The 24,087-nt window shown below is 63.2% G+C and carries 25 protein-coding genes; 5 read left to right on the top strand and 20 right to left on the bottom strand.

Features of this window, described 5'->3' with window-relative positions; all coding sequences use genetic code 11:
• Nucleotides 1–2: 2 nt before the first annotated feature.
• Nucleotides 3–695: an urea ABC transporter ATP-binding subunit UrtE gene (urtE, locus tag AC097R_RS17285; RefSeq protein ID WP_479599427.1), complete on the top strand. Its 693-nt coding sequence runs from the start codon at nt 3–5 to the stop codon at nt 693–695.
• Here urtE and AC097R_RS17280 read toward each other — a convergent pair.
• From AC097R_RS17280 to AC097R_RS17240, 9 genes are all read right to left on the bottom strand, one after another.
• Complete coding sequence (locus AC097R_RS17280) at nt 692–2,356, bottom strand: tetratricopeptide repeat protein (protein ID WP_479599426.1); 1,665 nt, start codon at nt 2,354–2,356, stop codon at nt 692–694. The genes urtE and AC097R_RS17280 overlap by 4 nt on opposite strands.
• Before the next feature lie 39 nt (nt 2,357–2,395).
• Nucleotides 2,396–3,226 (bottom strand): urease accessory protein UreD, encoded by an 831-nt coding sequence (locus AC097R_RS17275; RefSeq protein WP_479599425.1) that lies wholly within the window; start codon nt 3,224–3,226, stop codon nt 2,396–2,398.
• Nucleotides 3,226–3,993 carry an ABC transporter permease gene (locus AC097R_RS17270; RefSeq protein WP_479599424.1) on the bottom strand — a complete coding sequence of 256 codons (768 nt, stop codon included), beginning with the start codon at nt 3,991–3,993 and terminating at the stop codon, nt 3,226–3,228. The genes AC097R_RS17275 and AC097R_RS17270 overlap by 1 nt, the downstream gene beginning before the upstream one ends.
• Before the next feature lie 9 nt (nt 3,994–4,002).
• Nucleotides 4,003–4,830 (bottom strand): ABC transporter ATP-binding protein, encoded by an 828-nt coding sequence (locus AC097R_RS17265; protein ID WP_479599423.1) that lies wholly within the window; start codon nt 4,828–4,830, stop codon nt 4,003–4,005.
• Nucleotides 4,831–4,834: 4 nt separating this feature from the next.
• On the bottom strand, nt 4,835–5,863 hold the full coding sequence (locus tag AC097R_RS17260; protein WP_479599422.1) for an ABC transporter substrate-binding protein: 1,029 nt from the start codon (nt 5,861–5,863) through the stop codon (nt 4,835–4,837).
• Between the two features lie 74 nt (nt 5,864–5,937).
• Nucleotides 5,938–7,167 (bottom strand): M20 family metallopeptidase, encoded by a 1,230-nt coding sequence (locus AC097R_RS17255; RefSeq protein ID WP_479599421.1) that lies wholly within the window; start codon nt 7,165–7,167, stop codon nt 5,938–5,940.
• Nucleotides 7,168–7,180: 13 nt separating this feature from the next.
• On the bottom strand, nt 7,181–8,992 hold the full coding sequence (gene uraD / locus AC097R_RS17250; protein WP_479599420.1) for a 2-oxo-4-hydroxy-4-carboxy-5-ureidoimidazoline decarboxylase: 1,812 nt from the start codon (nt 8,990–8,992) through the stop codon (nt 7,181–7,183).
• Nucleotides 8,993–8,997: 5 nt separating this feature from the next.
• On the bottom strand, nt 8,998–9,936 hold the full coding sequence (gene puuE, locus AC097R_RS17245) for an allantoinase PuuE (protein WP_479599419.1): 939 nt from the start codon (nt 9,934–9,936) through the stop codon (nt 8,998–9,000).
• Nucleotides 9,933–10,574, bottom strand: coding sequence for a GntR family transcriptional regulator (locus AC097R_RS17240; RefSeq protein ID WP_479599418.1), 642 nt, complete (start codon nt 10,572–10,574; stop codon nt 9,933–9,935). Before AC097R_RS17240 ends, puuE begins: the two co-directional genes overlap by 4 nt.
• 67 nt (nt 10,575–10,641) lie before the next feature.
• On the opposite strand from AC097R_RS17240, the gene uraH reads away from it, so the two are divergent.
• On the top strand, nt 10,642–11,007 hold the full coding sequence (gene uraH, locus AC097R_RS17235) for a hydroxyisourate hydrolase (protein WP_479599417.1): 366 nt from the start codon (nt 10,642–10,644) through the stop codon (nt 11,005–11,007).
• Between the two features lie 7 nt (nt 11,008–11,014).
• Here uraH and AC097R_RS17230 read toward each other — a convergent pair whose 3' ends face one another.
• Nucleotides 11,015–11,557, bottom strand: coding sequence for a hypothetical protein (locus AC097R_RS17230; protein ID WP_479599416.1), 543 nt, complete (start codon nt 11,555–11,557; stop codon nt 11,015–11,017).
• Between the two features lie 89 nt (nt 11,558–11,646).
• Here AC097R_RS17230 and xdhC point away from each other — a divergent pair, with 89 nt between their 5' ends.
• Complete coding sequence (gene xdhC / locus AC097R_RS17225) at nt 11,647–12,456, top strand: xanthine dehydrogenase accessory protein XdhC (protein WP_479599415.1); 810 nt, start codon at nt 11,647–11,649, stop codon at nt 12,454–12,456.
• A 12-nt stretch (nt 12,457–12,468) separates the two neighbouring features.
• Nucleotides 12,469–13,701 (top strand): urate hydroxylase PuuD, encoded by a 1,233-nt coding sequence (locus AC097R_RS17220; protein ID WP_479599414.1) that lies wholly within the window; start codon nt 12,469–12,471, stop codon nt 13,699–13,701.
• Nucleotides 13,702–13,709: 8 nt separating this feature from the next.
• Here the strand turns inward: AC097R_RS17220 and AC097R_RS17215 are convergent, their stop codons facing one another.
• The 10 genes from AC097R_RS17215 to AC097R_RS17170 all read right to left on the bottom strand — a co-directional run bounded on the left by AC097R_RS17215 (nt 13,710) and on the right by AC097R_RS17170 (nt 23,208).
• Nucleotides 13,710–14,336 (bottom strand): LysE family translocator, encoded by a 627-nt coding sequence (locus AC097R_RS17215; RefSeq protein WP_479599413.1) that lies wholly within the window; start codon nt 14,334–14,336, stop codon nt 13,710–13,712.
• A 22-nt stretch (nt 14,337–14,358) separates the two neighbouring features.
• Complete coding sequence (locus AC097R_RS17210; protein ID WP_479599412.1) at nt 14,359–15,246, bottom strand: 2-hydroxy-3-oxopropionate reductase; 888 nt, start codon at nt 15,244–15,246, stop codon at nt 14,359–14,361.
• Between the two features lie 19 nt (nt 15,247–15,265).
• Nucleotides 15,266–16,048 carry a 2-dehydro-3-deoxyglucarate aldolase gene (gene garL / locus AC097R_RS17205; RefSeq protein WP_479599411.1) on the bottom strand — a complete coding sequence of 261 codons (783 nt, stop codon included), beginning with the start codon at nt 16,046–16,048 and terminating at the stop codon, nt 15,266–15,268.
• 27 nt (nt 16,049–16,075) lie between these two features.
• The gene (garD, locus tag AC097R_RS17200) at nt 16,076–17,620 is read right to left on the bottom strand and encodes a galactarate dehydratase (RefSeq protein WP_479599410.1); all 1,545 of its coding nucleotides are present in this window, start codon (nt 17,618–17,620) and stop codon (nt 16,076–16,078) included.
• Nucleotides 17,621–17,649: 29 nt separating this feature from the next.
• The gene (locus AC097R_RS17195; protein ID WP_479599409.1) at nt 17,650–18,621 is read right to left on the bottom strand and encodes a Bug family tripartite tricarboxylate transporter substrate binding protein; all 972 of its coding nucleotides are present in this window, start codon (nt 18,619–18,621) and stop codon (nt 17,650–17,652) included.
• A gap of 10 nt (nt 18,622–18,631) precedes the next feature.
• Nucleotides 18,632–19,924: a TRAP transporter large permease gene (locus tag AC097R_RS17190; RefSeq protein ID WP_479599408.1), complete on the bottom strand. Its 1,293-nt coding sequence runs from the start codon at nt 19,922–19,924 to the stop codon at nt 18,632–18,634.
• Nucleotides 19,915–20,403: a TRAP transporter small permease gene (locus AC097R_RS17185; RefSeq protein WP_479599407.1), complete on the bottom strand. Its 489-nt coding sequence runs from the start codon at nt 20,401–20,403 to the stop codon at nt 19,915–19,917. The genes AC097R_RS17190 and AC097R_RS17185 overlap by 10 nt, the downstream gene beginning before the upstream one ends.
• A 63-nt stretch (nt 20,404–20,466) precedes the next feature.
• Nucleotides 20,467–21,435 (bottom strand): TRAP transporter substrate-binding protein, encoded by a 969-nt coding sequence (locus AC097R_RS17180; RefSeq protein ID WP_479599406.1) that lies wholly within the window; start codon nt 21,433–21,435, stop codon nt 20,467–20,469.
• A 20-nt stretch (nt 21,436–21,455) separates the two neighbouring features.
• A complete protein-coding gene (locus AC097R_RS17175) occupies nt 21,456–22,373 on the bottom strand; it encodes an SMP-30/gluconolactonase/LRE family protein (RefSeq protein ID WP_479599405.1) in 918 nt (305 codons plus the stop codon).
• 7 nt (nt 22,374–22,380) lie between these two features.
• A complete protein-coding gene (locus AC097R_RS17170) occupies nt 22,381–23,208 on the bottom strand; it encodes an NAD-dependent epimerase/dehydratase family protein (RefSeq protein WP_479599404.1) in 828 nt (275 codons plus the stop codon).
• A gap of 85 nt (nt 23,209–23,293) precedes the next feature.
• Between AC097R_RS17170 and AC097R_RS17165 the strand changes: the two genes are divergently transcribed.
• A complete protein-coding gene (locus tag AC097R_RS17165; RefSeq protein ID WP_479599403.1) occupies nt 23,294–24,073 on the top strand; it encodes a FadR/GntR family transcriptional regulator in 780 nt (259 codons plus the stop codon).
• Nucleotides 24,074–24,087 lie beyond the last annotated feature (14 nt).

The raw sequence follows: 24,087 nt of genomic DNA, 5'->3' as shown, positions 1-24,087 counted from the left end.
GCATGTTGAAAATCAATAACGTCAACCAGTACTACGGTGGCTCCCACATCCTGCGCGATGTGAGCCTGGAGGCCGCCATCGGCAAGGTCACGGTCATCCTGGGCCGTAATGGTGTGGGCAAGACCACGCTGCTCAAATCCATGATGGGCCTGGTGCCCATCAAATCCGGCAGCATCGAATTCGATGGCAAGCCCATCCAGAAACTTACCCCCTACGAACGGGCCCGCCTGGGTCTGGGCTTTGTGCCGCAAGGACGCGAGATTTTTGCGCGCCTGACCGTGGAAGAAAACCTGCGCATGGGCCTGGCCTATAAGAGCGCTGGAACGCCGATTCCGCCCGAACTATTCGAGCTGTTCCCGGTGCTGAAGCAGATGCTGAACCGCCGCGGGGGGGACCTTTCCGGTGGGCAGCAACAGCAACTGGCCATCGCACGCGCGCTGGCGGCCGGCCCCAAGGTGCTGATTCTGGATGAGCCCACCGAAGGGATCCAGCCCAGCATCATCAAGGACATTGGCCGTGTGATCCGCATGCTGGCGGACCGTGGTGACATGGCCATCGTGCTGGTGGAGCAGTACTACGACTTCGCCCAGGATCTGGCCGACGACTACGTGGTGATGGAGCGGGGTGCCGTGCTGGCCCGGGGCAAGGGCGACAACATGGAGATCGACGGCGTGCGCGCCCTGGTCGCCATCTAGGACAGGGTAGGCACTGCGTCGGGTGGTGGGCGCTTGCCGGTGCGCAGTGCCAGGCCGCCGGCTTGGCGCCGCTGCTCGCCCAAAGAGGCCCGGCTGATGACCGGGCCGCACAGGGCGCGCAACTCGTTGACCAGCAGCTGCAGGTGGGCCTCTTCCTTGACCTTGCCGCTGTGTTTTTGCAACAGTTGGTAGGCGTTCTCGGCCAAGCGCGCGTTCATGGTTTCCTTGCCATGCAGGATCAGGCTTTTGACAGCGCCGGTGGGGTCGCCCGCCAGACTGAGCGTCATGGCCGCTTCGGTGTACTCCAGCACCTGGGTCTGGGCGGTGCGGATAACCGCCTGGTACGGTGGATAGGCCAGCGCACTGGCGGCCAGCAGCTCGGTGATGGAGCGGTTGCTGCAAAAGCGCCGCGCCAGCGCCTCGACCACGGAAGCCACTTCGTCGAGCTGGATGGCTTTGCGCGCCAGCTGCGACACCAGGGTTACCAGGTTGCTGGCGGACTCAAAGTCAAACAGCGGCGTCTGCACGGCCCGGGCCATGGTGCGGACCGCGTCCAGTGAGGGGCCGAACTGCTGTTGCTGGATCAGGTTCAGCACGTCCACCACGGCCGACAGGCGCTGCAGGCGCGTGTTGTCGGGGTCTTTCTCGATGAGTCGCGCAAAGTCATCCTGGCAACGCTGCAGCCCTTTGCGGTCATTGCTCTCCAGGCGGGTAAAGGCCAGCAGCACGAGGCTCTGGCTGTCAAACATCTTGGACTCGATCCCCAGGCGCACCGTCTTGTCCAGCAGGCGTTCCGCGTCTTCGTGGTTGCCGGAGTAGTAGGTCATCATCGCCAGGTTCTGCACGCGGCTGATGGAGGCGGGTGTCAGGGTGGATGCCATCTTGTAGGTCTCCAGCGCCTTGTCAAAACGGCCCAGCTCGAAGTAGGCACGCGCCATCACGTCGTAGGCGTCGGCATAGCTGGGGTCGTCGTTGATCAGGTTTTCCAGCGTGCCGGTGGCCTGGTTGATGTTGCCGGCCTCCAGCTGCGCACGAGCAACACCCAGGCGCGCCCAGGGCAGGGTTTTGGCCGCAATCACGGCCTTGTACAGCACCTGCGCTTCGCCATGGCGACCCAGACGCAGCAGCAGCTCGGCGCCCACGCGGGCGGCGTACAGCCAGAATTGCCCGCGGGACTCAAAGCGGTCCATGCACATGGCGGCGGCTTCTTCAAAGCGTTCTTCTTCGATGGCGCTGAAGATGCCCTGCAGCGAAAGCTTGCGGGTGCGGGCTGCGGCCAGCCGTTCCCCCAGGTGGGTCGCCTTGTGCGGCTTGAGCAGGTAGCCGTCGAGTGCGGACTCTGCGGCCTCGGCCACTTTGGCGTAGGTGGCCTCGCCGGTGATCATGATGAAGATGGTCGAGAAGGGCAGCAGCTGGTTGCGTCGCAGGTCGTCCAACAGGTCCTGGCCCGACATTTCGTCGGTGGCGAAGTGCTGCTCACACAGCACAAAGTCAAATCCGCGGAATTCCAGCTGCCGGCGCGCATCGATGGGGCGCGCCGCCTGGGCCACGGTGGCCACACCAAAGTCCCGCAGCTGGGATACCAGGATGGACCGTGACGTGGGATTGCCATCCACGACCAGGGCGGTGCATTCAGAAAAATCAGTGTCTAGCGCTGCCATGGCTTGCATTATGGGCGCACTGACCGTGAGCGGACCCTGTCACATGGACCAGATTCTGGGGTCTGCGGCGCTGAGCGCCCAGGCTTCTGCGCGCCACGCACGGCGTATGCCGCGCAGCAGCTGCATGGCGGGTTCTACCGTGGGGGCCAGGGCACGCACCACCACCACGCGCGGGTTGGGGCTGGTAGCGCCCACACTGCGCGCCAAGGGGTGGCCTTCGGTCGCCTGGCGCGCAATGTCCAGCAGGGCCTCTTTGCGGGGGCGGGTCAGCGGGCTGCCGCTGGCGAAGAACAGCGTGGCCAGGCAGCGCTGGCCATCCAGGCCGGCGGGGCTTTGCATCAGGCGCTGGTCTTGCGCGTCAATGCGCCCGCGCTCCAACCAGACGCCCGGGATCTCGATGTGCTGTTCCAGCTGACCCCGCGTGAAGGGCAGCTGCGCGTGGGGTAGGCCCAGCGCGGTGATGTCCCAGCCCATGCATTCGGCACTGGGAGCCAGCTCCAGCTGCAGTTGGTTGCGGGCCTGGCAGGCGTCGTAGCAAATGGCCTCCAGTGGCAACCATTCCAGGCGCGCGCCGTCGTCCAGTTTGAGGCGGCTGTGCTGCGTGGCCCAGGGGCCTTCCGAGCGGTAAAAGCGCGTGGCACCGGGCGTGGTGATGAGCCCGTGCGAACCGGCCTCGGCACGCACGGTGATGCTCAGCGTGTCACCACCCACCAGGCCGCCGGGGGGATGCACCAGCACGTTGTGGCAGGCGGCATCGCCCTCGGGGTACAGGCTTTGCAAAATGCGCAGTGGTCCGCTGTGCAGATGGCGGGCCACGGTGCGGCCCGATTCGAAACGGTAGCTCAGATCGAGCTGGGCATGCCACACCATCAGGTGTTTTGCGAGCCGCGGTGTGCCCAGGCGGTGGTGTGCTTTTCAATCGCGCTGAACAGCTCGTACATCACCATGGCCATGGCACCCACTACCACCAGACCCGCGAAGGCCAAGCCCATCTGCATGGCAGAGCCGGCGCTGATCAGCAGGTAGCCAATGCCCTCGTTGGCGGCCGTCATCTCGGACACCGTGGTGCCCACAAAGGCCAGCGTGATGGCGACCTTGAGCGAACCATAAAAGTAGGGCATCGACCGTGGGAGGCCTACTTTGACCAGCACGTCCCAGCGTTTGGCGCCCAGCACACGCAGCACGTCTTCCAGCTCGGGCTCCAGCGTAGCCAGACCGGTGGCGATGTTGACCATGATGGGGAAAAAACTGATGAGGAAGGCCGTGAGGATGGCCGGGCCGACCCCAATGCCAAACCACACCACGAGGATGGGCACAAACGCAGCCTTGGGCAGGGCGTTGAAGGCGGTCATAAGCGGGTACACGGCGGCATAGGCCAGGCGTGAACTGCCAATCACAAAGCCCAGCAAGACTCCGACCACGATGGCGATGCCAAAGCCCGCCATGGTGACCCAGTACGTTCGCCAAGCATGGGCCGCGATGATTCCCTTGAATTCCCAAAATTGCGTCCAGATGCGCCAGGGGCTGGGGAAGATGAACTCGGACACGTCAAAGGCGGAACACAGGATTTGCCACAGCACGATCACGGCCACCAGCAGCAACCAGGGGGACCACTGTTCTATTTTTCTTTGGTTCATGGCGGTGTCTTATGGGTTGATGGCGGGGCCGGTTTTTCGCATGGCGCCGATGTGCCCGCGCAGTTCGTGCACGATGTCGGTGAACTCCTTGGTGTAGGTGATCTCCAGGTCGCGCGGGCGCGGCAGCTCAATCTCCTTTTTCACCACAAAGCGGCCTGGGCTCTTGCTCATCACATAGACCGTGTCGGCCAGGAACACCGATTCGCGCAGGTCGTGTGTGACCAGAATCACATTGAACTGTTGCTCGGTCCACAGGTCGCGCAGGATGCACCACAGCTCCTCGCGTGTGAACGCGTCCAGCGCGCCAAAGGGCTCGTCCAGCAGCAGCATCTTGGGCTCATGGATCAGCGCGCGGCAGATGCTGGCGCGTTGTTGCATGCCACCGGAGAGCTGCCATGGGAACTTGTCCTCATAGCCGCCCAAACCTACTTTCTGCAGCAGCTTGCGGGCGCGCTCTTCGTACTCCTTGCGCTTGGCCTTGAAGCTGCTGCGGTAGGGCTCCACGATTTCCAGCGGCAAGAGCACGTTGTCTACCGTGGTCCGCCACGGCAGCAGCGAGGGCGCCTGAAAGGCCATGCCCGAAATTTTGAGCGGCCCCGTCACCGGCTGGTTGTCGATCAGGATCTTGCCCATGGACGGCATCTTCAGGCCGGTGGTGAGCTTCATGAAGGTGGACTTGCCGCACCCCGAAGGGCCGACGATGGCGATGAACTCGCCCTTGCGCACCTTCAGGTCAATGGCTTCCACGGCGAAGTGGTTCTGCTTGAGCAGTTCCTCGTTGTAAGCCAGCCAGACATCCTGAAAATCGACAAACCAAGGGGAGACAGGTGCGCGCATCGCGTTACTTCTTGGGCAGGACGTTGAGCTCGGCCTTGGAGGGCAGGAAGCTGCCGTTCCACACCACGTCAGGGTTCACGCGGCTCTTGGTGTTGAACGCGTCCGACACTTGCGAGGCCATCAAGGACAGGCGTGGGCCATTGACCTGGCCAAAGCCTTCGGCACGTGCGTTGGCGCTGTTGATGACCGTGTCGATCGCCAGCTTCAGGCGGCGGGTTTCGAGTTCGGTGTTGATGATGCCGTCACGCGCCTTCACGTCGGCAATGGCGGCCGCGGGGTTGCCGATCACGTCTTTCATGCCCTTGGCAAATGCGGCCAGAAAGGCTTTCACTGCGGCGGGGTTGTCCTTGAGGAACTTGGGCGAAGCAATGATGGCGTTGCCGTAGAGCTTCACACCGTAGTCGGGGTAGGGCAGCACGACCACGTCCTCGGCTTTGACCCCACGCGCTTCCAGATTCAGGAGGGAGGTGAAGGTGAAACCGGTGATGGCGTCCACATCACCGCGGGCCAGCATGGTTTCACGCAGGGGCGGGTCCATGGCAGTCCACTGCACGCCGCTGATGTTGTTGGCCTTGGCGAAGATCGGGAAGGCGCGGCGACCGGCGTCAAACACGGGGGCGCCCAGCTTCTTGCCGTTCAGGTCCGCAGGGGTCTTGATGCCAGACTTCTTGAGCGCCATCACCGAGGCGGGCGTGTCGTTGTAGACCATCATGATGGCCACAGGTTTGTTGGGGGCATCGGCGTTGTTGGCGTGGAATTCCATCAGCGCGGCCAGGTCGGCAAAGCCCATGTCGTAGGCACCCGAGGCCACACGCGTCACAGCGCCGCCCGAACCGTTGCCCGCGTCGATGGTGACGTCGAGTTTGGCCTCCTTGAAATAGCCCTTGGCGGCGGGTGTGAGGAACAGGGCCGCGGGGCCTTCAAAACGCCAGTCCAACTGAAACTTGATGGGAGTGACCTGGGCCATGGCGGTGCCGGCCGTCAGGGTGGCAGCCGCGAGAGCCAGGGCGTGCAGGAAATAGCGCTTGTTCATGAAGGTTCCTTGGTTTGAATGGATGGAATCATGGGCAGCAAGAAAAATGCCCAAAGTTGGGGCGCGGCACAAAATCAGGGCTGCAGCAAGTCCAGCAGGGTTCGCGCTACCACCTTGGTCGCGCGGCGCAGGTCGTCAAGTTGCAAGCGCTCATCGGCCCGTTTGGCGTGCGACTCCAGCACCGTACGTGGGCCGGCGCCATAAATCACACCCGGGATGCCCTGTTCGCTGAACAAGCGCACATCGGTGTAGAGCGGCGTGCCCATGGCGGGGATGGGCTCACCAAACACGGCCTGCCCGTGTTTTTGCAAAGCATCCACCAACGGCTTGTTGCCTGGCAGTGGCTGCATGGAGTTGGCCAGCAGCAGGCGTTTGATATCCACAGTGATACCAGGGCAGGCCGCGGCCGCATCGGCAATCACCTGGCGAATCGTGGCTTCCACTTCCACAGGGTTTTCTTCGGGAATCATGCGGCGGTCCAGCTTGAGCACCACTTTGCCGGGGACCACATTGGTGTTCGTGCCGCCTTCGATGCGGCCTACGTTCAGGTAGGGGTGGGTGATGCCTTCCACGTTGGAAGTCACCTGCTTGTACAACGTGTTCTGCGCATACAGCGCGTTGAGGATGTGCACCGCACCCTGCAGAGCGTCCACGCCGGTGTCGGGAATGGCCGCGTGCGCCATCTTGCCGTGCACCGTCACCTCCATCTGCAGGCAGCCGTTGTGCGCGGTGATGACCTGGTACGAAAAGCCCGCCGCAATCAGCAGGTCTGGCTTGGTCAGGCCGTGCTTGAGCAGCCAGCCGGGTCCGACCTCGCCGCCAAATTCCTCGTCGTAGGTGAACAGCAATTCCACGGATCCCTTGAGCGGCAGGCCCAGCGATTCGAGCGCACGCACGGCAAAGGTGTAGGTGGAGAAATCGCCCTTGCTGACCGCGGTGGCGCGGCCAAACATCTGGCCGTTGTCGATCGTTCCCCCATACGGGTCATGCGTCCAGCCCTCGCCCGGCGGCACCACATCGCCATGTGCGTTGAGTGCAATGGTGGGCCCGGCACCGTAGGCACGGCGCACGACCAGGTTGGTGATGCTTTGCAAGCCAGCCTCCGCCACTTCGGCCGCTGGCACGGCGTGCTTTTGTGCGGTGATACCCATGGCCGCCAGAAGCTCGGCAGTGCGTTCGGCATGCGGTGCGTTGTTGCCCGGTGGCGTGTCGGTGGGCACGCGCACCAGTTCTTGCAGAAAGTGCACTTGCTCGTCGAAGTGCGCGTCAATCCAGGCGTCGAGTTGGTCGTAGGCAGTGGTCATGGTGGAGTGGTCTTCAGGCTTGCGCAGCCAGTTGTTCGAGCAAATGGGAGAAGGCGTCGACCGCGAGTTGCATGTCGTCGCTGGTGCTGGATTCCAGCGGGTTGTGGCTGATGCCGGAGTTCAGGCCGCGTACAAACAGCATGGCCTGCGGCATGACGGTGTGCAGCTTCATGGCGTCGTGGCCCGCGCCGCTGGGCATGCGGTGCAGGGGTACGCCCAAGGCTGTTACGGCTTGCTCCCAGCGCTGCTGCCAGGCCGGTGCACTGGGCGCGGCGCTGGCCTGCATGGTTTGGGTCAGTGTGAGGTGCACGCCCCGCCGTTCGCACAGTGCTTGCAAGCCGGCCCGCACATCGGCGTCCAGCGCATCGCGCTGCGCATCTGATGGGGCACGCAGGTCCAGCGAAAACTGGCAGCGTCCGGGGATCACATTGATGGAGCCGTTCGGCACACTGAGGATGCCCACGGTGCCCACTGAGTCGCCATCGCGCGCGGCACGCTGCTCCACCATTAGGACGAGTTCAGCCACGGCCGCGGCGGCATCGCGCCGCTGGTCCATGGGCGTGGTGCCGGCGTGACTGGCCATGCCGATGACCTCGCCCACGTAGCGCACGCTGGCGTTGATGGAGGTAACCACGCCCAGCGGGATGTCCAGTGCGTTGAGTACCGGGCCCTGTTCGATGTGCACTTCCACAAAGCCTTGGTAGTCCGCGGGGTTGCGGCGGATGGCAGGAATCGCGTTCACGTCCAGCCCGGCGTGGGCCATGGCGTCGCGCATGGAGACGCCATCCGCATCGGTTTGGTCCAGCCAAGCGGGGTCAAAGTCGCCGGTGAGTGCGCCTGAACCGAGGAAGGTGGCCTTGTAGCGCTGGCCTTCCTCTTCGGCAAAGCCCACCACCTCCAGCGCATAGGGCAGGCGTTGGCCTTGCGCCTTCAGCGTCTGCACGCAGGCTAGCGGCACGTAGATGCCCATGCGGCCGTCGTACTTGCCGCCGTTGCGCACGGTATCAAAATGGCTGCCCGTCAGCAGCGTTTTGAGTATTTTTGGTCTCTGGCCCCCGTCTTCATTGCGCGACCAGCTATCACTTTCATAGCGCCCTACCACATTACCCACCGCATCGATGACGGCGCTGTCACAGCCTGCGGCCAGCATGTCGGCCTGGATCTGGCGGGCGCAGGCTCGGTGCGCGTCGGTCAGGTAGGTGACGGTGAGCTGGCCAAGCTCGGCGTAGCCGGGGTCGGTGTGCTGGGCCAGCGCCTCCTGCCAGTCCCACACCTGGTGGCCTTGGGTGGGCACGTAACCAAACTTGTCGTTCAGGCGGATCTCCGCAATGCGGTGCACATTGCGCAGGCACTCGGCCAGCTCAAATTCAGGGTGACCCTGCACGCGGCGCTCAAGTGTGGCAATGATTTCGGCCTTCAACAAGCCGGTGCCACGCGGGCCGCGCACCGCCAGGATGAAGGGAAAGCCAAAGCGCGCGTTGTACTGCGCGTTGAGCCGCTGGATCTTGTCGAACTCGGCCGGCGTGCAGTGGGTGAGGCCGGCCTTGCTTTGCTCGTTGCTGCTCTCGGCGGTCAGGTTCTTGTCCACCATGGCTTTGCCGGCCAGCTCGGGGTGGGCGCGCAAAAGTGCCAGCTGCGCGTCGCGCCCGCCATTCGCCACTTCCAGCACCATGGCGTGCTTGAGCTGGGCCAGTGAGACAAAGGGGCGTTTGGCGAGGGCCGCGCGTGCAATCCAGGGCGAGTGTTCGTAGAGGCCGTCCAGCAGCGCGGCGGCCTCATCCAGCGTGGCGCGGTTGAGTTGGTCCAGGGTCAGGGGTGTTGCCATGGCGTTCAACCTTGGTAGGGGTGGACGGCTTTCCAGTGTCGCGCAATGTCAAGGCGCCGCGCGACCCACACGCGCTCATGCTGGCCAATGTGGTCCAGAAAACGCTGCAGCGCCGTGATGCGGCCAGGGCGGCCCAGCAGGCGACAGTGCATGCCGATGCTCATCATGCTGGGGCGCTCGTCGCCCTCGGCGTACAGCGCATCAAACGTGTCCTTGAGGTACTGGAAAAATGGATCGGCATGCGAATAGCCTTGGGGCAGCGCAAAGCGCATGTCGTTGCAGTCCAGCGTGTAGGGCACGATGAGCTGGGGCACCACGCTGCCATCGGTCTTTTGCACCTTCATCCAGAAGGGCAGGTCGTCGCCGTAGTAGTCGCTGTCGTAGTCAAAGCCGCCGTAGTCCGCCACCAGGCGGCGCGTGCGCGGGCTGTCGCGGCCGGTGTACCAGCCCAAGGCGCGCTGGCCGGTGAGCTTTTCAATCGCCGCCATGCCCAGCTGCATGTGTTCGCGCTCGGTGGCTTCGTCGATATTTTGGTAGTGGATCCAGCGGTGGCCATGGCAGGCAATCTCGTGGCCCAGCTCTACCAGGCGGCGCGTGAGCTCGGGGTGGCGCTGCAGCGCCATGCTTACGCCAAACACAGTGAGCGGCAGGCCACGCTTTTCAAACTCGCGCAGGATGCGCCACACGCCGGCGCGCGAGCCGTACTCGTAGATGCCTTCCATGCTGATGTGGCGGTCCGGGTAGCTCGCGGGGTTGAACATCTCAGACAAGAATTGTTCAGAGCCCGCATCGCCATGCAGCACGCTGTTTTCGCCGCCTTCTTCGTAGTTGAGGACGAACTGCACGGCCACGCGGGCCTGGCCCGGCCATTGCGCGTGGGGCACGTGTTCGCCGTAGCCAATCAGGTCACGGGGGTAGGGCTGGGTGCTGTCGTAGGTGGTCATGGTGTGGCGGTCGGTGTGAGGGTGAGGGCGGCTTCGACGTTGTGCAGGTGCGCGTCCATCAGTTGCAGGGCCAGGGCCTCGTCACGCGCTTCCAGCGCGTCTACGATGGCGGTGTGTTCTTCATGCGAATGTTCGGCCGCTGCGCTGGACTGGTACATCAGCGTGATCAGCGCGCAGCGAGAAAGCAGGTCCATCATCAGCAAGGCCAGCACCTCGTTGCCCATGAGCTGGGCCAGGCGCACATGGAAGTCGCCGAGTAGCTCGGTGCGGCTGGTGATATTGCCTTCGCGGACGGCCTGTTGTTCCTGGACGATGTGGGCACGCAGCGCCTCAATGTGGTGGGGAGTGACACTGAGGATGAATGCACGGAGCATGCCCGCTTCGAGCATGCGGCGCACTGCAAACACCTGGCGCGCTTCGGCCACAGAGGGGGCCGAGACAAACGCCCCGCGCGCGGGTTCCATGCGGATCAGCCGGTTTTGCGAGAGCTGGAACAGCGCTTGGCGGATCAGCGTACGCGACACGCCGAACTGGTCCGCCAGTTTTTGTTCGCCCAGTTTGGCGCCGGGTTGCAACCGGTGCTCCACGATAGAGCGAGTGATGGCCTCGACGATGAAACTGGTGGTGGTGGGCTCCATGCGGCCATGATACCGAGAATGCCGAAAAGTGTATACACTTTGGATTTTGCAGCGAAAGGGCAGCGCCATGGGCTTGAGCACACACGTACTGGACACCATGCACGGCACACCTGCAGCGGGCATGTCGGTGGCGCTGTACACCACACAGATCGGCCCCCAGGGCGAGACTGCCTCGCTGGTGAAACGCTTCGTGCTGAACGCCGACGGCCGCAACCCCGACGGCCCGCTGTACGACAACGCGAGCCTGAAGACGGGCACCTATCGGCTGGTGTTTGATGTGGCGGGCTACTTCAAGGCCCGCAACGTGGCCTTGCCCGAACCCAATTTTCTGAACCAGGTGAGCCTGGACTTTGGCGTGGCCCATGTGGACCAGCACTACCACGTGCCACTCTTGGTCAGCCCCTGGAGCTACTCCACCTACCGGGGCTCGTGAGTCCTGATCAGAGCTGACCTTCAGTCAAGGTGTCCAATTGAAAGCGCCCGCTCTTGTGCCACAGCCACGTATCGGTGTAGGTCACGCGGCCCATCTTCACTGGGGCGGGGAAGGGGGCGGCCAGGCGCACCGAGCGTTCAATTTCAGCCATCACCTCGGGGGCCTGGGTGGGTGCGCGCATCCAGCGGATGTCGGTCACATAGCCCAGACGGTCAATGTCCACCTGCAGCACACCCACGGCGTAGAGCAGCGGCGGCAGCTTGCCGGACCAGATGCGATCGGTGTTGCGCGCATACAGGTGGGTGGCCGCGTCGCGCCGGTAGTCGCGCGGCGACAAGGCCTGCGACACGAACATGGGGACTTCTTGCGCGGGCGGCGCGACGACCACCGGAATGGGCGGCTGTGGTGTGGGCGCGGTGGCCACGGAGGGCGGAGCCTCGCGTTTGGTGGCGCAACCTGCCACCAGGCCTGCAATCACCAGGCCTGCGCTCCAGGCCAACCAGGTGCCGCGCTTCCAACGGGGTGCGCGTGCGGTGTAACTCAATTCCATCGTGTGTCTCCGGTCGGGTCTGTGCCCGCGTGCTGTGGGGCAAATTATGGCCCCGATTGGTTGGGTGATTGCGACAAAGGTATCTGTTTGTGAACGCCTTGCAGTCCCTCGCCCATTTGCTGCGGCATGCCGATGCCGTGCTGGTCTGCGTGCAGTCCAGCCGCGGCTCGGTGCCGCGCGGGGCCGGCGCCTGGATGGCCGTGCATGCGCAGGGCACGATTGGCACGGTTGGTGGTGGACGCCTGGAACTGGACGCGATTGCGCAGGCGCGTAACCTATTGTTGCAAAGCCCGGCCCCCGCGCCGCACACCGAACGCTATGCCTTGGGCCCCAGCCTAGGGCAGTGCTGCGGTGGCGAGGTGCATCTGCAATATGAATACGTAGGGGCCGCCGATGTCGCTGCGCTGCAGCAACGCCTGCGCCCACCGCACTGGCCCGTAGCGCTGTTTGGCGGTGGCCATGTGGGCCGCGCGCTGGTGCAGGTGCTGGGCACGCTGCCCATGGACGTGAAGTGGATCGACAGCCGCGACGAAATATTCCCCGACCCGGTGCCCGAGACTGTGCAGTGCGAGCACTCTGACCCGGTGCACAGCGCGGTGGCCACGCTGACGCCGCAGTCCTGCGTGCTGGTCATGAGCTTCAGCCATGCCGAGGATTTGGACATCGTGGCGGCCTGCCTGGTGCGCCAGCGTGCGCAGGGCGATCTGCCTTACATCGGCCTGATCGGCAGCCGCACCAAATGGGCCACCTTCCGCAAGCGCCTGGTGGGGCGCGGATTTACCGACGCCGAGTTGGACCACGTCACCAGCCCCATCGGTGTGCCCGGCATTGCCGACAAGCGCCCCGAGGTGATTGCGGTGGCCGTGGCGGCCCAACTCTTGCAAGTGACATCACATTAGGAGAACCCACGCATGGAAAGCTATTTACTCGACTGGGCCAACCTGCTGTTGCGCTGGGTGCACGTCATCACCGCGATCGCCTGGATCGGCTCCTCGTTCTACTTTGTGTTTCTGGACAGCAGCCTCACGCCGCCGGAAGACGAGGATTTGAAAAAGCAGGGTGTGAGCGGTGAACTCTGGGCCGTGCACGGCGGGGGGTTCTACCACCCGGTGAAGTTTGCGGTGTCGCCGCCCAAGCTACCGGCGCACCTGCACTGGTTTTACTGGGAGAGCTACAGCACCTGGTTGACTGGGTTCTCGTTGTTCACGGTGTCTTACCTCTGGAATGCAGGTACCTACCTGATCGATAAGTCCGTCATGAACTGGCATCCGCATGCGGCCATTGCCGTGGCGATCGGGTTTCTGGTGGTGTTCTGGCTGGCGTATGACCTGATCTGCCGCATCTTCGGCCAGCGCAAAAACGGCGATGCCATCGTGGGCGTGGGTGTGGCGGTGCTGGTGTGTATCGCGTCGTGGTTGGCCTGCCACTGGTTTGCCGGGCGTGCGGCTTTCTTGCTGGTGGGCGCCATGATGGCCACCACCATGACGGCCAACGTGGCGCACTGGATCATTCCGGGCCAGCGCAAGATGGTGGCCAGCATCAAGGCCGGGCAGCCGGTGGACCCCATCCACGGTTGGCGCGGCAAGCAGCGCAGCGTGCACAACACCTACTTCACGCTGCCCGTGTTGTTCGCCATGCTGAGCAACCACTACAGCTTCACCTACAGCCACCCGCAAAACTGGCTGGTGCTCATCGTCATGATGTTTGCGGGCGCTGCCATCCGCCAGTTCTTTGTGCTGCGCCACGGCTTCAAGCTTGGCCGCAATAGCCACCCCTGGCCCTACGCGCTGGCCGGTGTGGTGGCGATTGTGGCTACGTTGGTCTGGCTCAAGCCTGCACCACCTGCGGACGGCGCTATGAATTCAGGAGCTGCTAGCGCAGTGGGTGCGGGGGCTGTGGCCCCATTTGGCTATAAAGAGCTGCAGCCCATCCTGGCGCAGCGCTGCTACATGTGCCATGGCGAAGCAGTGCAGATGAAGAATGTGCGCCTGGACTCTCCCCAAGGTGTCGCCGCCCACGCGCAGGCGGTGTACCAGCAGGCCGTGGTCACCAAGATCATGCCCATGAACAACGCCACCAACATCACCGATGCAGAGCGCGAAGTGATCAGGCGCTGGTTTGAGGGTGGGGCAAAAACCGAGTAGCTAGAGGGTTAACGCTGCGCCGTCGCCAACCTCAGCGCCAGTCCCACAAACACCACGCTGGCCACGCGATTCAAGATGCGCTGCGCGCGCAATGAGCGCTTGAACACCTGACCAAAACCGGCGGCGAACCAGGCGATGGTGCTGAAGGTCAGCAGCGCGGCCAGGATGAAGACGCCACCCAGCATGCTGATTTGCAGCGCCATGTTGCCCTGTTGCGGGTCGGCAAACTGGGGAAGAAACGCGAGGAAGAAAATCGCCACCTTGGGGTTGGTGATGTTCATCAGCACGCCGCGGCCATAGGTTTGCGCCGCGGTCATGGGGGGAGAGGTGTCGCTGTCCATGATGCCCACGGGCGCACGCCAGGCGCCCCAGGCCAGCCAGAGCAAGTAGCCAGCCCCGCAGAGTTTGAGCACGGTGAACGCCGTGGCTGATGCCGCAAACACGGCCGCCAGGCCCAGCGCCACGGCGGCCGTGTGGAATAGCAGGCCGCTGCACAGGCCCAACACTACCAACAAGCCCGCGCGCCGCCCGTGCACCGCGGAGTGGAGCAGCACAAACACGTTGTCGGGGCCCGGAGACAGGGCCAGCAGCACCGAGGCGCCGAAGAAGGTGAGGAAGGTGTTCAAGGTAGGCATGGATCGCATCCTACCTTGTGGATCAGGCTTTGGCGACTTCGTGGGCGCCCATGATCTCCAGGGCGCGCACCAGTGCAGAGTGGTCCAGGTTGACCATACCGTTGGCCGCACACACCTGCATCAGCTGCGCAGCACCGGCGGTTTGTGGCAGGGCCAACCCCAAGGCCTTGGCGCCGTTCAGGGCCAGACCCAAATCCTTTTGGTGCAGACCAATACGGAAGCCCGGGTTGAAGGTGCGCTTGACCATGCGTTCGCCATGCACCTCCAGAATGCGCGAGGCAGCGAAGCCGCCCATCAGCGCCTGGCGCACCTTGGCGGGGTCGGCACCGGCCTTGCTGGCAAACAGCAGGGCCTCGCCCACGGCGGCAATGTTGAGCGCCACAATGATCTGGTTGGCCACCTTGCAGGTCTGGCCGTCGCCATTGCCACCCACCAGCGTGATGTTCTTGCCCATGAGTTGCAGCAAAGGCAGCAGCTTGGCAAAGGTCTCGTCGGACGCGCCCACCATGATGGTCAGGCTGGCCGCTTTGGCGCCGACCTCGCCGCCCGAGACGGGCGCATCCATGTACTGGCAGCCCAGTGCGTTGATCTTGGCCGCAAAGGCCTTGGTGTCCACCGGTGAGATGGAGCTCATGTCCACCACGGTCTTGCCTTGGCTCAAACCCGAGGCCACGCCGCCATCACCAAACAAGACAGTTTCTACGTCAGGCGTATCGGGCAGCATCAGGAAAATGATGTCGGCCTTTTGCGCAACCTCTTGCGCGCTGGCGCAGGCTTGGCCGCCTGCGTCCAGCAGCTGTGCTGGCACTGCGCTGCGTGTGTTCAGGTAAACGGTGTGGCCCGCGGCCAGCAGGTGGCCGGCCATGGGTGCGCCCATGATGCCCAAGCCAATGAATCCGAGTGTGGTCATAGTCGTGTTTTCAAAAAAATTAAACGGCGTAACGGTCTTTGAGAGCCTGTGTGGCCGAGCGGAACACGCCCAGGTCACTGCCCACAGCCACAAAGGTGGCGCCCATGTCTATATAGCGGCGTGCATCGGCTTCCACCGGCGCCAGGATGCCGGTGGGCTTGCCATGGGCCTTGGCCTGGGCAAACACGTGGGCGATGGCCTCTTGCACTTCCGGGTGGGCGGCATTGCCCAGGTGGCCAAAGCCGGCGGCCAAATCAGAGGGGCCGACAAAAATGCAGTCCACGCCGGGCAGGGCTGCAATCTCGCCGCTGGCGGCTACGCCGGCACGGCTTTCAATTTGCACCGCCACGCACATGTGCTGGTTGGCTTCCTGGAAATAGTTGGCCACCGTGCCATAACGGTTGCTGCGCTGGGACACCGACACACCACGCATGCCCTCAGGCGGATAGCGGGTAGCGGCTACGGCACGGCGTGCCTCTTCAGCGCTTTGCACAAACGGAATGAGGAAGTTGTAGAAACCCGCGTCCAGCAGACGCTTGATCTCCACCTCGTTGTTGCTCGTGGGGCGCACGAATGGCGCGCTCACGCTGTCTTTGAGTGCCATGAGCTGGGGCACAAAGGTGATCACGTCGTTGGGCGAGTGCTCGCCGTCCATCAGGATCCAGTCAAAACCTGCCACGCCCAACACCTCGGCGGTGATGGGGCTGGCCAGCGACGACCAGCAGCCGATCAGGCGTTTGCCGGCCAGCAAGTCTTTCTTGAACTGGTTGGGAAAAGGGCGGTAGGGAACAGGGTAGGTCATGGCATAGCCTTTGGGGTATCGGTTCGGTCAGGTAATAGGAGCGGGGTTGAACAGCACGAGTGCGTTGTGCAGCTTCCAGTGCTCGGCCCAGGTTTTTTTGCGTCCGCTGGCGACTTCCAGCATCAGGTGAAACAGTTCCCAGCCCACATCGGCAATGCTGGCTTCACCGTCGGCAATACGTCCGGCGTTCACGTCCATCAGGTCGTGCCAGCGGCGTGCCAGGTCGGTGCGCGTAGCCACCTTGATGACGGGCACTTCGGCCAAGCCATAGGGCGTGCCGCGGCCGGTGGTGAATACATGCAGGTTCATGCCCGCGGCCAGCTGCAGCGTGCCACAGATGAAATCACTGGCCGGCGTGGCTGCGTAAATCAAGCCCTTGGATTGCAGCTTCTCACCCGGCGACAGCACGCCGCTGATGGGCGCAGTGCCAGACTTGATGATGGAGCCCATGGCTTTTTCAACAATGTTGGACAAGCCACCGGCCTTGTTGCCAGGTGTGGTGTTGGCACTGCGGTCCGCCTGACCGCGGCCCAAGTAGGCGTCGTACCAGGCCATCTCGCGCGCCATGGCGTCGGCCACGGCGGGCGTGGTGGCGCGGGCCGTCATTTGCTCCACGGCATCGCGCACTTCGGTGGTCTCGGAGAACATCACCGTGGCACCGGCGCGCACCAGCAGGTCGGTGCAAAAGCCCACGGCTGGGTTGGCGGTGACGCCCGAGAAGGCGTCGCTGCCACCGCACTGCACGCCCACCACCAGCTCGCTGGCGGGTATGGTTTCGCGTTGGCGGGCGTTGAGCCGTTCCAGATGCGGCACGGCAGAGGCCAGCACTGAGTCGATCATGGACATGAAGCCCACATGCTTCTCGGCCTGCAAGCACACCACGTCGAGCGCCTCCCCAGTCTGCAAGGGAATGCTGCCGGGTGGCAGCAGGCGCTCGGGTTGTAGCTTCTCGCAGCCCAGGCTCACAACCATCACCTCGCCACCGAAGTTGGGGTTTTTGGAGATGTTGCGTAGCGTGCGGATGGGGATGATGGCGTCGGGTGCGTCAATCGCCACGCCGCAGCCGTAGCTGTGCTCCAGGCCGATCACATCGTCGACGTTGGGGTAGCGTGGAAGCAGCTCAGCCTTGATACGCTGCACCGCAAAGTCCACCACGCCGGCAACGCACTGCACCGTGGTGGTGATCGCCAGGATGTTGCGCGTGCCCACCGAACCATCGGCGTTGCGGTAGCCCTCGAAGGTATAGCCCGTCAGTGGTTCGGCGTTCCATGCGGGGGCCGTGGATTGCGGCAGGTCGGCCAGCGAGCGGGCCTCTGGCATGTGCAGCAGGCGCTCATGCACCCAGGCACCCGCAGGGATGTCTTTCAGCGCATAGCCAATCGGCACGTTGTAGCGCAGCACTGCAGCGTCTTTGGCAATCGCGACCAGTGCGACCTTGTGGCCTTGCGGCACGCGGTCCACCAGCGTCAGACCATCGGGCAGCACAGTGCCCGCAGCCAGGCCACCATCGTTGGCCACGATGGCCACGTTGTCGGCCGCATGCATGCGGATGGTGAGGGGAGAAGTCGTCATAGCAAAAAGCAGGTCAGCAGAAGCGGGGGTTAGTCCGCCTTGATGCCACCTTCCTTCACGACACGTGCCCACTTGGTGCGCTCTGCGGCCTCAAATGCGGCGAGTTCGGCCGGGGGCATGCCGGAGGGTTCCAGGCCCAGTGCGTCCAGTCGGGCGCGGGTATCGGGTTGGGCCAGGATTTTTGAGATTTCTTCGTACAGGCGGCGCACGATTTCCTTGGGAGTGCCGGCCGGTGCATGCACCGTTTGCCAGCTGACCACGTCGTAGCCCGGCACGCCGGATTCTGCGACGGTGGGCACCTGCTCAAAGCCCTTGACCCGCTTGCTGGAGGTCACCGCCAGCGCGCGCAACGTGCCCGCCTTGATGTGCGCGGCGGTCGCGACCAAGGTGTCAATCCCCAGGTTCACCTGGCCGGCAATCACGTCTTGCACCGCCGGGCCGCTGCCGCGGTAGGGAATGTGCAGGATGTAGGCCTTGGCCATTTGTTTGAGCAACTCACCACCCATGTGCTGGGACGAGCCCGCGCCGGATGAGGAGAAGGCCAGCTTGCCCGGGTTGGCCCGTGCGTACGCCAGCAGCTCCTGGAAGGTCTTGAACGGGCTGTTGGCCGGCACCACGATCACGTTGGACGTGGTACCAATCATGGTGATGGGCTCAAAGTCTTTGGCCGCGTTGTAAGCGATCTTGGGGTTCAGTGCCGGGTTGATGGCATGGGTGGAGATCGTGCTGCCCAACAGCGTGTAGCCGTCGGGTGCTGACTTGGCCACCACGTCCGCGCCCAGCACGCCGCCGGCGCCGGCCCGGTTGTCCACCACGATGGTCTGGCCCAACGCCGCCCCCAGCTTGGGGCCTATTAGGCGCGCCAGGATGTCTGTGGTGCCTGCAGGAGCAAACGGCACCACATAGCGGATGGGCTTGCTGGGCCAGGTGTCCGCATGAGCCATACCCGTAGCAGTGGTGGCCAGCGCCACCCCCATTTGGAGAAGATTGCGACGTTGCATGGTGTTCCTTTCAGTGCAGGATCAAGTTGGGCAACCACAGGGAAAAAGCGGGCACATAGGTCACCAGAGCCAGGCAGGCCAGCAAGGCGCCATAGAAGGGCCAGATGGAGCGCATGACCTCGCCGACCGAAATGCCGCCAATCGCACACCCCACAAACTGTGTGGTGCCTACCGGTGGTGTGTTCAGGCCCAGGGCGCAGTTGATCAGCATCAGCACGCCGAATTGCGAGGGGTCCATGCCGAACTTCTGCGCAATCGGCAAAAAGATGGGTGTGCAGATCAGCAGCGTGGGCGCCATGTCCAGAAAAGTCCCCAGCAGGAACAACACGACGTTGATCATGAGGAAAATCATCCAGGGCGTCTGGGTGACTGTGCTCATCAGATCGCCCGTGCGTTCGGGCACGGAATACATCGCCAGGAAGTAACCAAACGCGTTGGAGATGCCGATCAGGAACAGCACCACGCCCGTGGTTTTGCAGGCCTTGGCGCAGGACTTGATGAAGTCGCTCCACGACAGCGAGCGGTACACCAGGCCCGTGATCACCAGCGCCCACAGCACCGCAGTCGCTGCGGACTCGGTGGCCGTGAACACGCCCGTCAAAATGCCGGTGAGGATGATGCCCACCACCAGCAGGCCAGGCAGTGCGGCCACAAAGCTGTTGCCCACTTCACCCCAGCCAGAGAACGCGCCGCGGGTGGGGTAGCCGCGCTTGATCGCAACACCGTAGGCAGCCAGCAGGTTCAGGACCGTGAGCAACACGGCCGGGACGATGCAGGCCATGATCATGCCCAGCACGCTGACCGATGCGATGCCTGCCGTAGCCAGTGTGTAGAGGATCAGGTTGTGGCTGGTGGGCATCAGCGCGCCGACCAAGGAAGCATGCGTGGTCACGTTCACCGCATAGTCGGTGTCGTAGCCCTCTTTCTTCATCAACGGAATCATCACCGAGCCCATGGCGGACACGTCCGCCACGGGAGAGCCTGCGACGCCGCCAAACAGCGTGCAGCCCAGCACATTGGACATGCCCAGGCCGCCACGTACATGCCCCACCAGGCTATTGGCAAAGCGCACGATGCGCTCGGCAATACCGCCGTGCAGCATCAGCTCACCCGCAAAGATGAAGAACGGGATAGCGAGGAAGGAGAACACCTGCATGCCCCCCACCATCTTTTGAAATACCACGGCCACCGGAATGCCGGCCGCGATGATGGTTGCAACGGAGGAGAGACCCACCGCAAAGCCGACCGGCACCCCGATCAGCAGCAACACGCCGAAGCTCACACCCAAAACGGTCAGTTCCATGCTGGCACCACTTCCTTGCCCTGAATCAGGGCGATCACATGTTCAATCGTAAAAAGCACCACCAGCACGCCGGCAATGACAAGGGGCACGTAGTCCATGCTGGACGGAATCGCCAGCATGGGCTTCTGGTCGTTCCACTTCAGGACCGCCCAGATGTAGCCGTTGTAGGCCATCAGGGCGCCGAATAGGCCCACCAGCATGTGGATGACGATTTCCAGTTTCAGGCGCATGCTTTCGGGTAGCAGGCTGATGATGGAATCCATGCCGATGTGGCCGGCGTCGCGTACGCCCACAGCCACGCCCAGCGCAGTGATATAGAGCACCAGCAGCAGGGCCAGCGCTTCGGCCCAGGTGGGGGTGTCATTGAAAACATATCGCCCGATCACCTGGTATTGCACGCAGGCGATGAGCACGATGAGACCAGCCACCGCAAGCATCAGGCTGAGCTTGGAGAGGGTGGCACAGAAGCGGGTATACATGGACAGCTCCGGTGAATGGGGAAAACACCCCGGCGGATCTGCCAGGGTGTTGGAAAGACACGCTTACTTGGTGTCTTGAACAGCCTTCACCAGGCGCTTGAGGTCAGGCGTGTTGGCAAACTTGTCATACACCGGCCCCATGACGTCCTGGAAGGACTTCTTGTCCACTTCCACGAACTCGGTGCCGGCGGCCTTCACCATGTCGTATTCCTTCTTCTCGTAGGCAGCCCAGGCCTGGCGGTTGAAGGGAACGGACGCCTTGGCGGCTGCGCGGATCTGGTCTTGCTCCGCCTTGCTCAGCTTGTCAAAGATGACCTTGGAGAACAGCAGCACTTCAGGGGCCATGGAGTGCTCGGTCTTGTTGTAGTACTTGGCAGCTTCAAAGTGGCGGAAACCGGAGCCGTACGATGGGTAGTTGTTCTCCGCCGCATCCACCAGGCCGGTCTTCAGTGCGGTCAACACTTCGCCCGCTGGCATGGGGGTGGGGTTGGCACCCATGGCACCGGCCACAGCCACCCACAGGTCGGACTGTTGCACGCGAATCTTCATGCCCTTGGTGTCGGCCACAGACTTGACGGGCTTCTTGCTGTAAATGGAGCGCGAACCGGAGTCGTAGTAGGCCAGCAGTACAAAGCCTGACGCTTCGCAATCTTTGGCAATTTCTTCGCCGATAGGGCCGTCCAGCACTTTGTGCAAATGGTCTACCGAGCGGAACAGGAAGGGAAGCACCGGAATATTGGTCTTGGCGCAGACGGAGTTCATGGGGCTGATGTTCACGCGCACCATGTCCAGCGCACCAATCTTCACTTGGTCGATGGTTTCTTTCTCGGTGCCCAGGGCGCCTTTGTTGAACACCTTGATGGTGTCTTTGCCGCCGGTAGCCTTCTTGAGCTCTTCGCCCATGAATTTGACGGCAGTGACGGTGGGGTAGTCGTCCGAGTTGTGGATGTCGGCGGACTTGAACTCGGTGGCGTAGCTAGCCATGCCAATGCTGGCCAGCAGTGTGGCGATGAGGGTGGGTACCAGTTTCATGATGTCTCCTGTGGGTGGTTTTAGTGGGATGGAACGGAAAGCGGAAATTGGGTGAACAGGGGCTCGGCCCGCCCTTGCACGCCCGGTTGCACGACCAGTACGGCACCGTCCAGCGCGGCGTCAAAGCCGGGTGCGGGTTGTGCGGGCTGGATAGAGGTAATAAACAGGTGCCGTAGTTCAGGGCCGCCAAAAGCGCACATGGCGGGCTTGCTCACCGGCACCGCCATGGATTGCAACAAGGTGCCCGCGGGGCTGAAGCGGTGCACCTGGCCCGCGTCGTTGCCGCAGATCCAGTAGCAACCCTCGGCATCCACTGCCGCGCCATCGGGGCGCCCAGGCAGGGGCTTCATGTCTATCCATTCGGTTTGCGGCCCCCAGGTGCCGGTGGCACCGTCAAAGGCGTGTTGCCAAATGGTTTGGCGGCTGGGGTGGGAATCTGACAGGTAGGCAGTGCGCCCATCGGGGCTGAAAGCCATGCCATTGGGCGTGATGTAACCCTGCAGCACCGGGCCACGCAGACCCGAAGCATCCAGGCAATAGATGCCACCGGCAGGGCTGCCCAGCGACATGTCGCGCACCATGGTGCCTACCCACAGACGGCCCTGCGCATCGCAGCGGCCGTCGTTGAAGCGCATGCCTGCCTGCGGGTGGTCCACCGTGGCCAGGCACTTCACGCGGGCCAGGGTAGCCTCTTGCAGCTCCACCTCGTAGATGCCGCTTTCCATGGCGGCTATCACGGTGCCACGGTTGCTCAGTGCAATGCAACCCACGCGTTCGGCCAGGGCCCAGCTGCTTTGCGTGCGGCTGGCCCAGTCCAGGCGGTGAATACGCTGGCCTTCAATGTCCACCCAGTACAAGGCCTGGGCTTGCACAGACCACACGGGCGATTCGCCCACGCGGTCGCGTGCGGTGCTGATGGCAATGGCGGCGGTACTCATGAATGGCTTACTTGCCAGCCTTGTGGGCGGTCATGGGCTCGCCCTGAAACAGAAATCCGCCACCTTGGTAGATCGCAGCAGGGTCGGTAATGTCGGGTTGTGGCGTGCGGGCGTAGATGGCTTCGCGAAACGGGTCCGAGCTGTCTTGCGGCACATAGCCCACATGACGTGCTGCACTGTTGTCGTACCAGACCACGGCGTTGTCGGACATGCCAAAGATGGCCGTGTGGCCCAGGATGGGCGTGGTCAGGCAGGCGGTCACCAGGCGGTGCAGGTCATCAAAGCTCAGCCAGCTCGCCAGCATGCGCCGATCTTTAGGCTCGGCAAACGAGGAGCCGATGCGCACGCAGGCGGTCTCGATGCCGTAGCGGTCAAAGTACATGCGCGACAGGTCTTCACCAAAGGCCTTGCTCACGCCATACAGGCTGTCGGGGCGGGCAGGGTGGTCCAGGGTGATGGTTTCGCTCTGCTTGTAAAAGCCAGTCACGTGGTTGGAGCTGGCAAACACCACGCGCTTGATGCCATGCTTGCGCGCGGCCTCGTACAGGTTGTAGACGCCCAGAATGTTGGCTTGCAAGATGGGCTCGAAGGGGCCTTCGACGGAAATGCCGCCAAAGTGCACGATGGCTTGCACGCCCTTCACCATGGCTTCTACGGCGGTGGCGTCGGCCAGGTCCGCCAGGGCGATCTCCTCGCCCGCACGTGCGGGGCCAAAATCGGCGCGGTCGGACAGACGCAGCACCTCGCAATTGGCCTTCAATCGGTCTCGCATCGCCGTGCCCAAACCGCCTGCTGCGCCGGTCATCAGCAAAGTGTGGTGTACTTTGAGGGTCATGAAATTTATCGCTGCCTTGTCAGTTGTATGTTGTCTGATGTGTTAAATTGTCAACACCTGTTCCAACCAAGTCAAGGGCTTTTCCATGGACCTAGTGCAAACCCCTAGAGCTGCCGTAGCGCCACCATCACCTGCCGATGCAGGCGATGCGCCACGCCCGCGGCGCGCCCGTGGGCTGGTGCAAGAAGTGGTGGAAAGTCTGGCCGCCAGCATCCGCGATGGCGCGATTCAGCCGGGCAACAAATTGCCCACCGAGTCCGAAATCATGGCCCGCTTTGACGTGAGCCGCACGGTGGTGCGCGAGGCTATTTCGCGCCTGCAGGCCAACCGCCTGGTAGAGACCCGCCACGGTGTGGGCACCTTTGCACTGGCGCCCCAAAGCAGCGGTAACTTCCAGATCGCCGATGTGGACTTTGCCACCATCGCCGACGTGATTGCCCTGCTGGAGCTGCGCATTAGCCTGGAAACCGAGGCCGCAGGCCTGGCCGCCCAGCGCCGCACCGATGCGAATCTGCAGTCCATGCAGGCCATGCTCGATGCGTTCCAGACCTCCATCCAGGAAGACTCAGACGCTGTGCCCTCGGACTTCAGCTTCCACATGGAAGTGGCCAAAGCCACGGGCAACCGCCACTTTGCCGACCTGATGACGTATCTGGGCACCATGATCATTCCGCGCACCCGGGTTAATACACCCAGCACAGCGCCAGAAGGCCGCCAGGGCTATCTGCGCCGGGTGCATGGTGAGCATGAAAATATCTACAACGCCATCCGCAACCAGGACGCCGATGCCGCCCGCGCCGCCATGCGCACGCACCTGGCGAACAGCAAAGACCGCCTGCGAAAGTCGCAACCCGATACGGTTTAGTTGTATGATGTCTG

The organism is Rhodoferax sp. ZS1R25 (genome assembly GCF_056521335.1).
This window is presented reverse-complemented; position numbering and strand designations above follow the sequence as displayed.

Excerpts from the sequence above, each read along its gene's own strand:
- urtE (WP_479599427.1), top strand. The coding sequence starts at position 3 with ATGTTGAAAATCAATAACGTCAACCAGTACTACGGTGGCTCCCACATC.
- AC097R_RS17280 (WP_479599426.1), bottom strand. The coding sequence starts at position 2,356 with ATGGCAGCGCTAGACACTGATTTTTCTGAATGCACCGCCCTGGTCGTG.
- AC097R_RS17275 (WP_479599425.1), bottom strand. The coding sequence starts at position 3,226 with ATGGTGTGGCATGCCCAGCTCGATCTGAGCTACCGTTTCGAATCGGGC.
- AC097R_RS17270 (WP_479599424.1), bottom strand. The coding sequence starts at position 3,993 with ATGAACCAAAGAAAAATAGAACAGTGGTCCCCCTGGTTGCTGCTGGTG.
- AC097R_RS17265 (WP_479599423.1), bottom strand. The coding sequence starts at position 4,830 with ATGCGCGCACCTGTCTCCCCTTGGTTTGTCGATTTTCAGGATGTCTGG.
- AC097R_RS17260 (WP_479599422.1), bottom strand. The coding sequence starts at position 5,863 with ATGAACAAGCGCTATTTCCTGCACGCCCTGGCTCTCGCGGCTGCCACC.
- AC097R_RS17255 (WP_479599421.1), bottom strand. The coding sequence starts at position 7,167 with ATGACCACTGCCTACGACCAACTCGACGCCTGGATTGACGCGCACTTC.
- uraD (WP_479599420.1), bottom strand. The coding sequence starts at position 8,992 with ATGGCAACACCCCTGACCCTGGACCAACTCAACCGCGCCACGCTGGAT.
- puuE (WP_479599419.1), bottom strand. The coding sequence starts at position 9,936 with ATGACCACCTACGACAGCACCCAGCCCTACCCCCGTGACCTGATTGGC.
- AC097R_RS17240 (WP_479599418.1), bottom strand. The coding sequence starts at position 10,574 with ATGGAGCCCACCACCACCAGTTTCATCGTCGAGGCCATCACTCGCTCT.
- uraH (WP_479599417.1), top strand. The coding sequence starts at position 10,642 with ATGGGCTTGAGCACACACGTACTGGACACCATGCACGGCACACCTGCA.
- AC097R_RS17230 (WP_479599416.1), bottom strand. The coding sequence starts at position 11,557 with ATGGAATTGAGTTACACCGCACGCGCACCCCGTTGGAAGCGCGGCACC.
- AC097R_RS17220 (WP_479599414.1), top strand. The coding sequence starts at position 12,469 with ATGGAAAGCTATTTACTCGACTGGGCCAACCTGCTGTTGCGCTGGGTG.
- AC097R_RS17215 (WP_479599413.1), bottom strand. The coding sequence starts at position 14,336 with ATGCCTACCTTGAACACCTTCCTCACCTTCTTCGGCGCCTCGGTGCTG.
- AC097R_RS17210 (WP_479599412.1), bottom strand. The coding sequence starts at position 15,246 with ATGACCACACTCGGATTCATTGGCTTGGGCATCATGGGCGCACCCATG.
- garL (WP_479599411.1), bottom strand. The coding sequence starts at position 16,048 with ATGACCTACCCTGTTCCCTACCGCCCTTTTCCCAACCAGTTCAAGAAA.
- garD (WP_479599410.1), bottom strand. The coding sequence starts at position 17,620 with ATGACGACTTCTCCCCTCACCATCCGCATGCATGCGGCCGACAACGTG.
- AC097R_RS17195 (WP_479599409.1), bottom strand. The coding sequence starts at position 18,621 with ATGCAACGTCGCAATCTTCTCCAAATGGGGGTGGCGCTGGCCACCACT.
- AC097R_RS17190 (WP_479599408.1), bottom strand. The coding sequence starts at position 19,924 with ATGGAACTGACCGTTTTGGGTGTGAGCTTCGGCGTGTTGCTGCTGATC.
- AC097R_RS17185 (WP_479599407.1), bottom strand. The coding sequence starts at position 20,403 with ATGTATACCCGCTTCTGTGCCACCCTCTCCAAGCTCAGCCTGATGCTT.
- AC097R_RS17180 (WP_479599406.1), bottom strand. The coding sequence starts at position 21,435 with ATGAAACTGGTACCCACCCTCATCGCCACACTGCTGGCCAGCATTGGC.
- AC097R_RS17175 (WP_479599405.1), bottom strand. The coding sequence starts at position 22,373 with ATGAGTACCGCCGCCATTGCCATCAGCACCGCACGCGACCGCGTGGGC.
- AC097R_RS17170 (WP_479599404.1), bottom strand. The coding sequence starts at position 23,208 with ATGACCCTCAAAGTACACCACACTTTGCTGATGACCGGCGCAGCAGGC.
- AC097R_RS17165 (WP_479599403.1), top strand. The coding sequence starts at position 23,294 with ATGGACCTAGTGCAAACCCCTAGAGCTGCCGTAGCGCCACCATCACCT.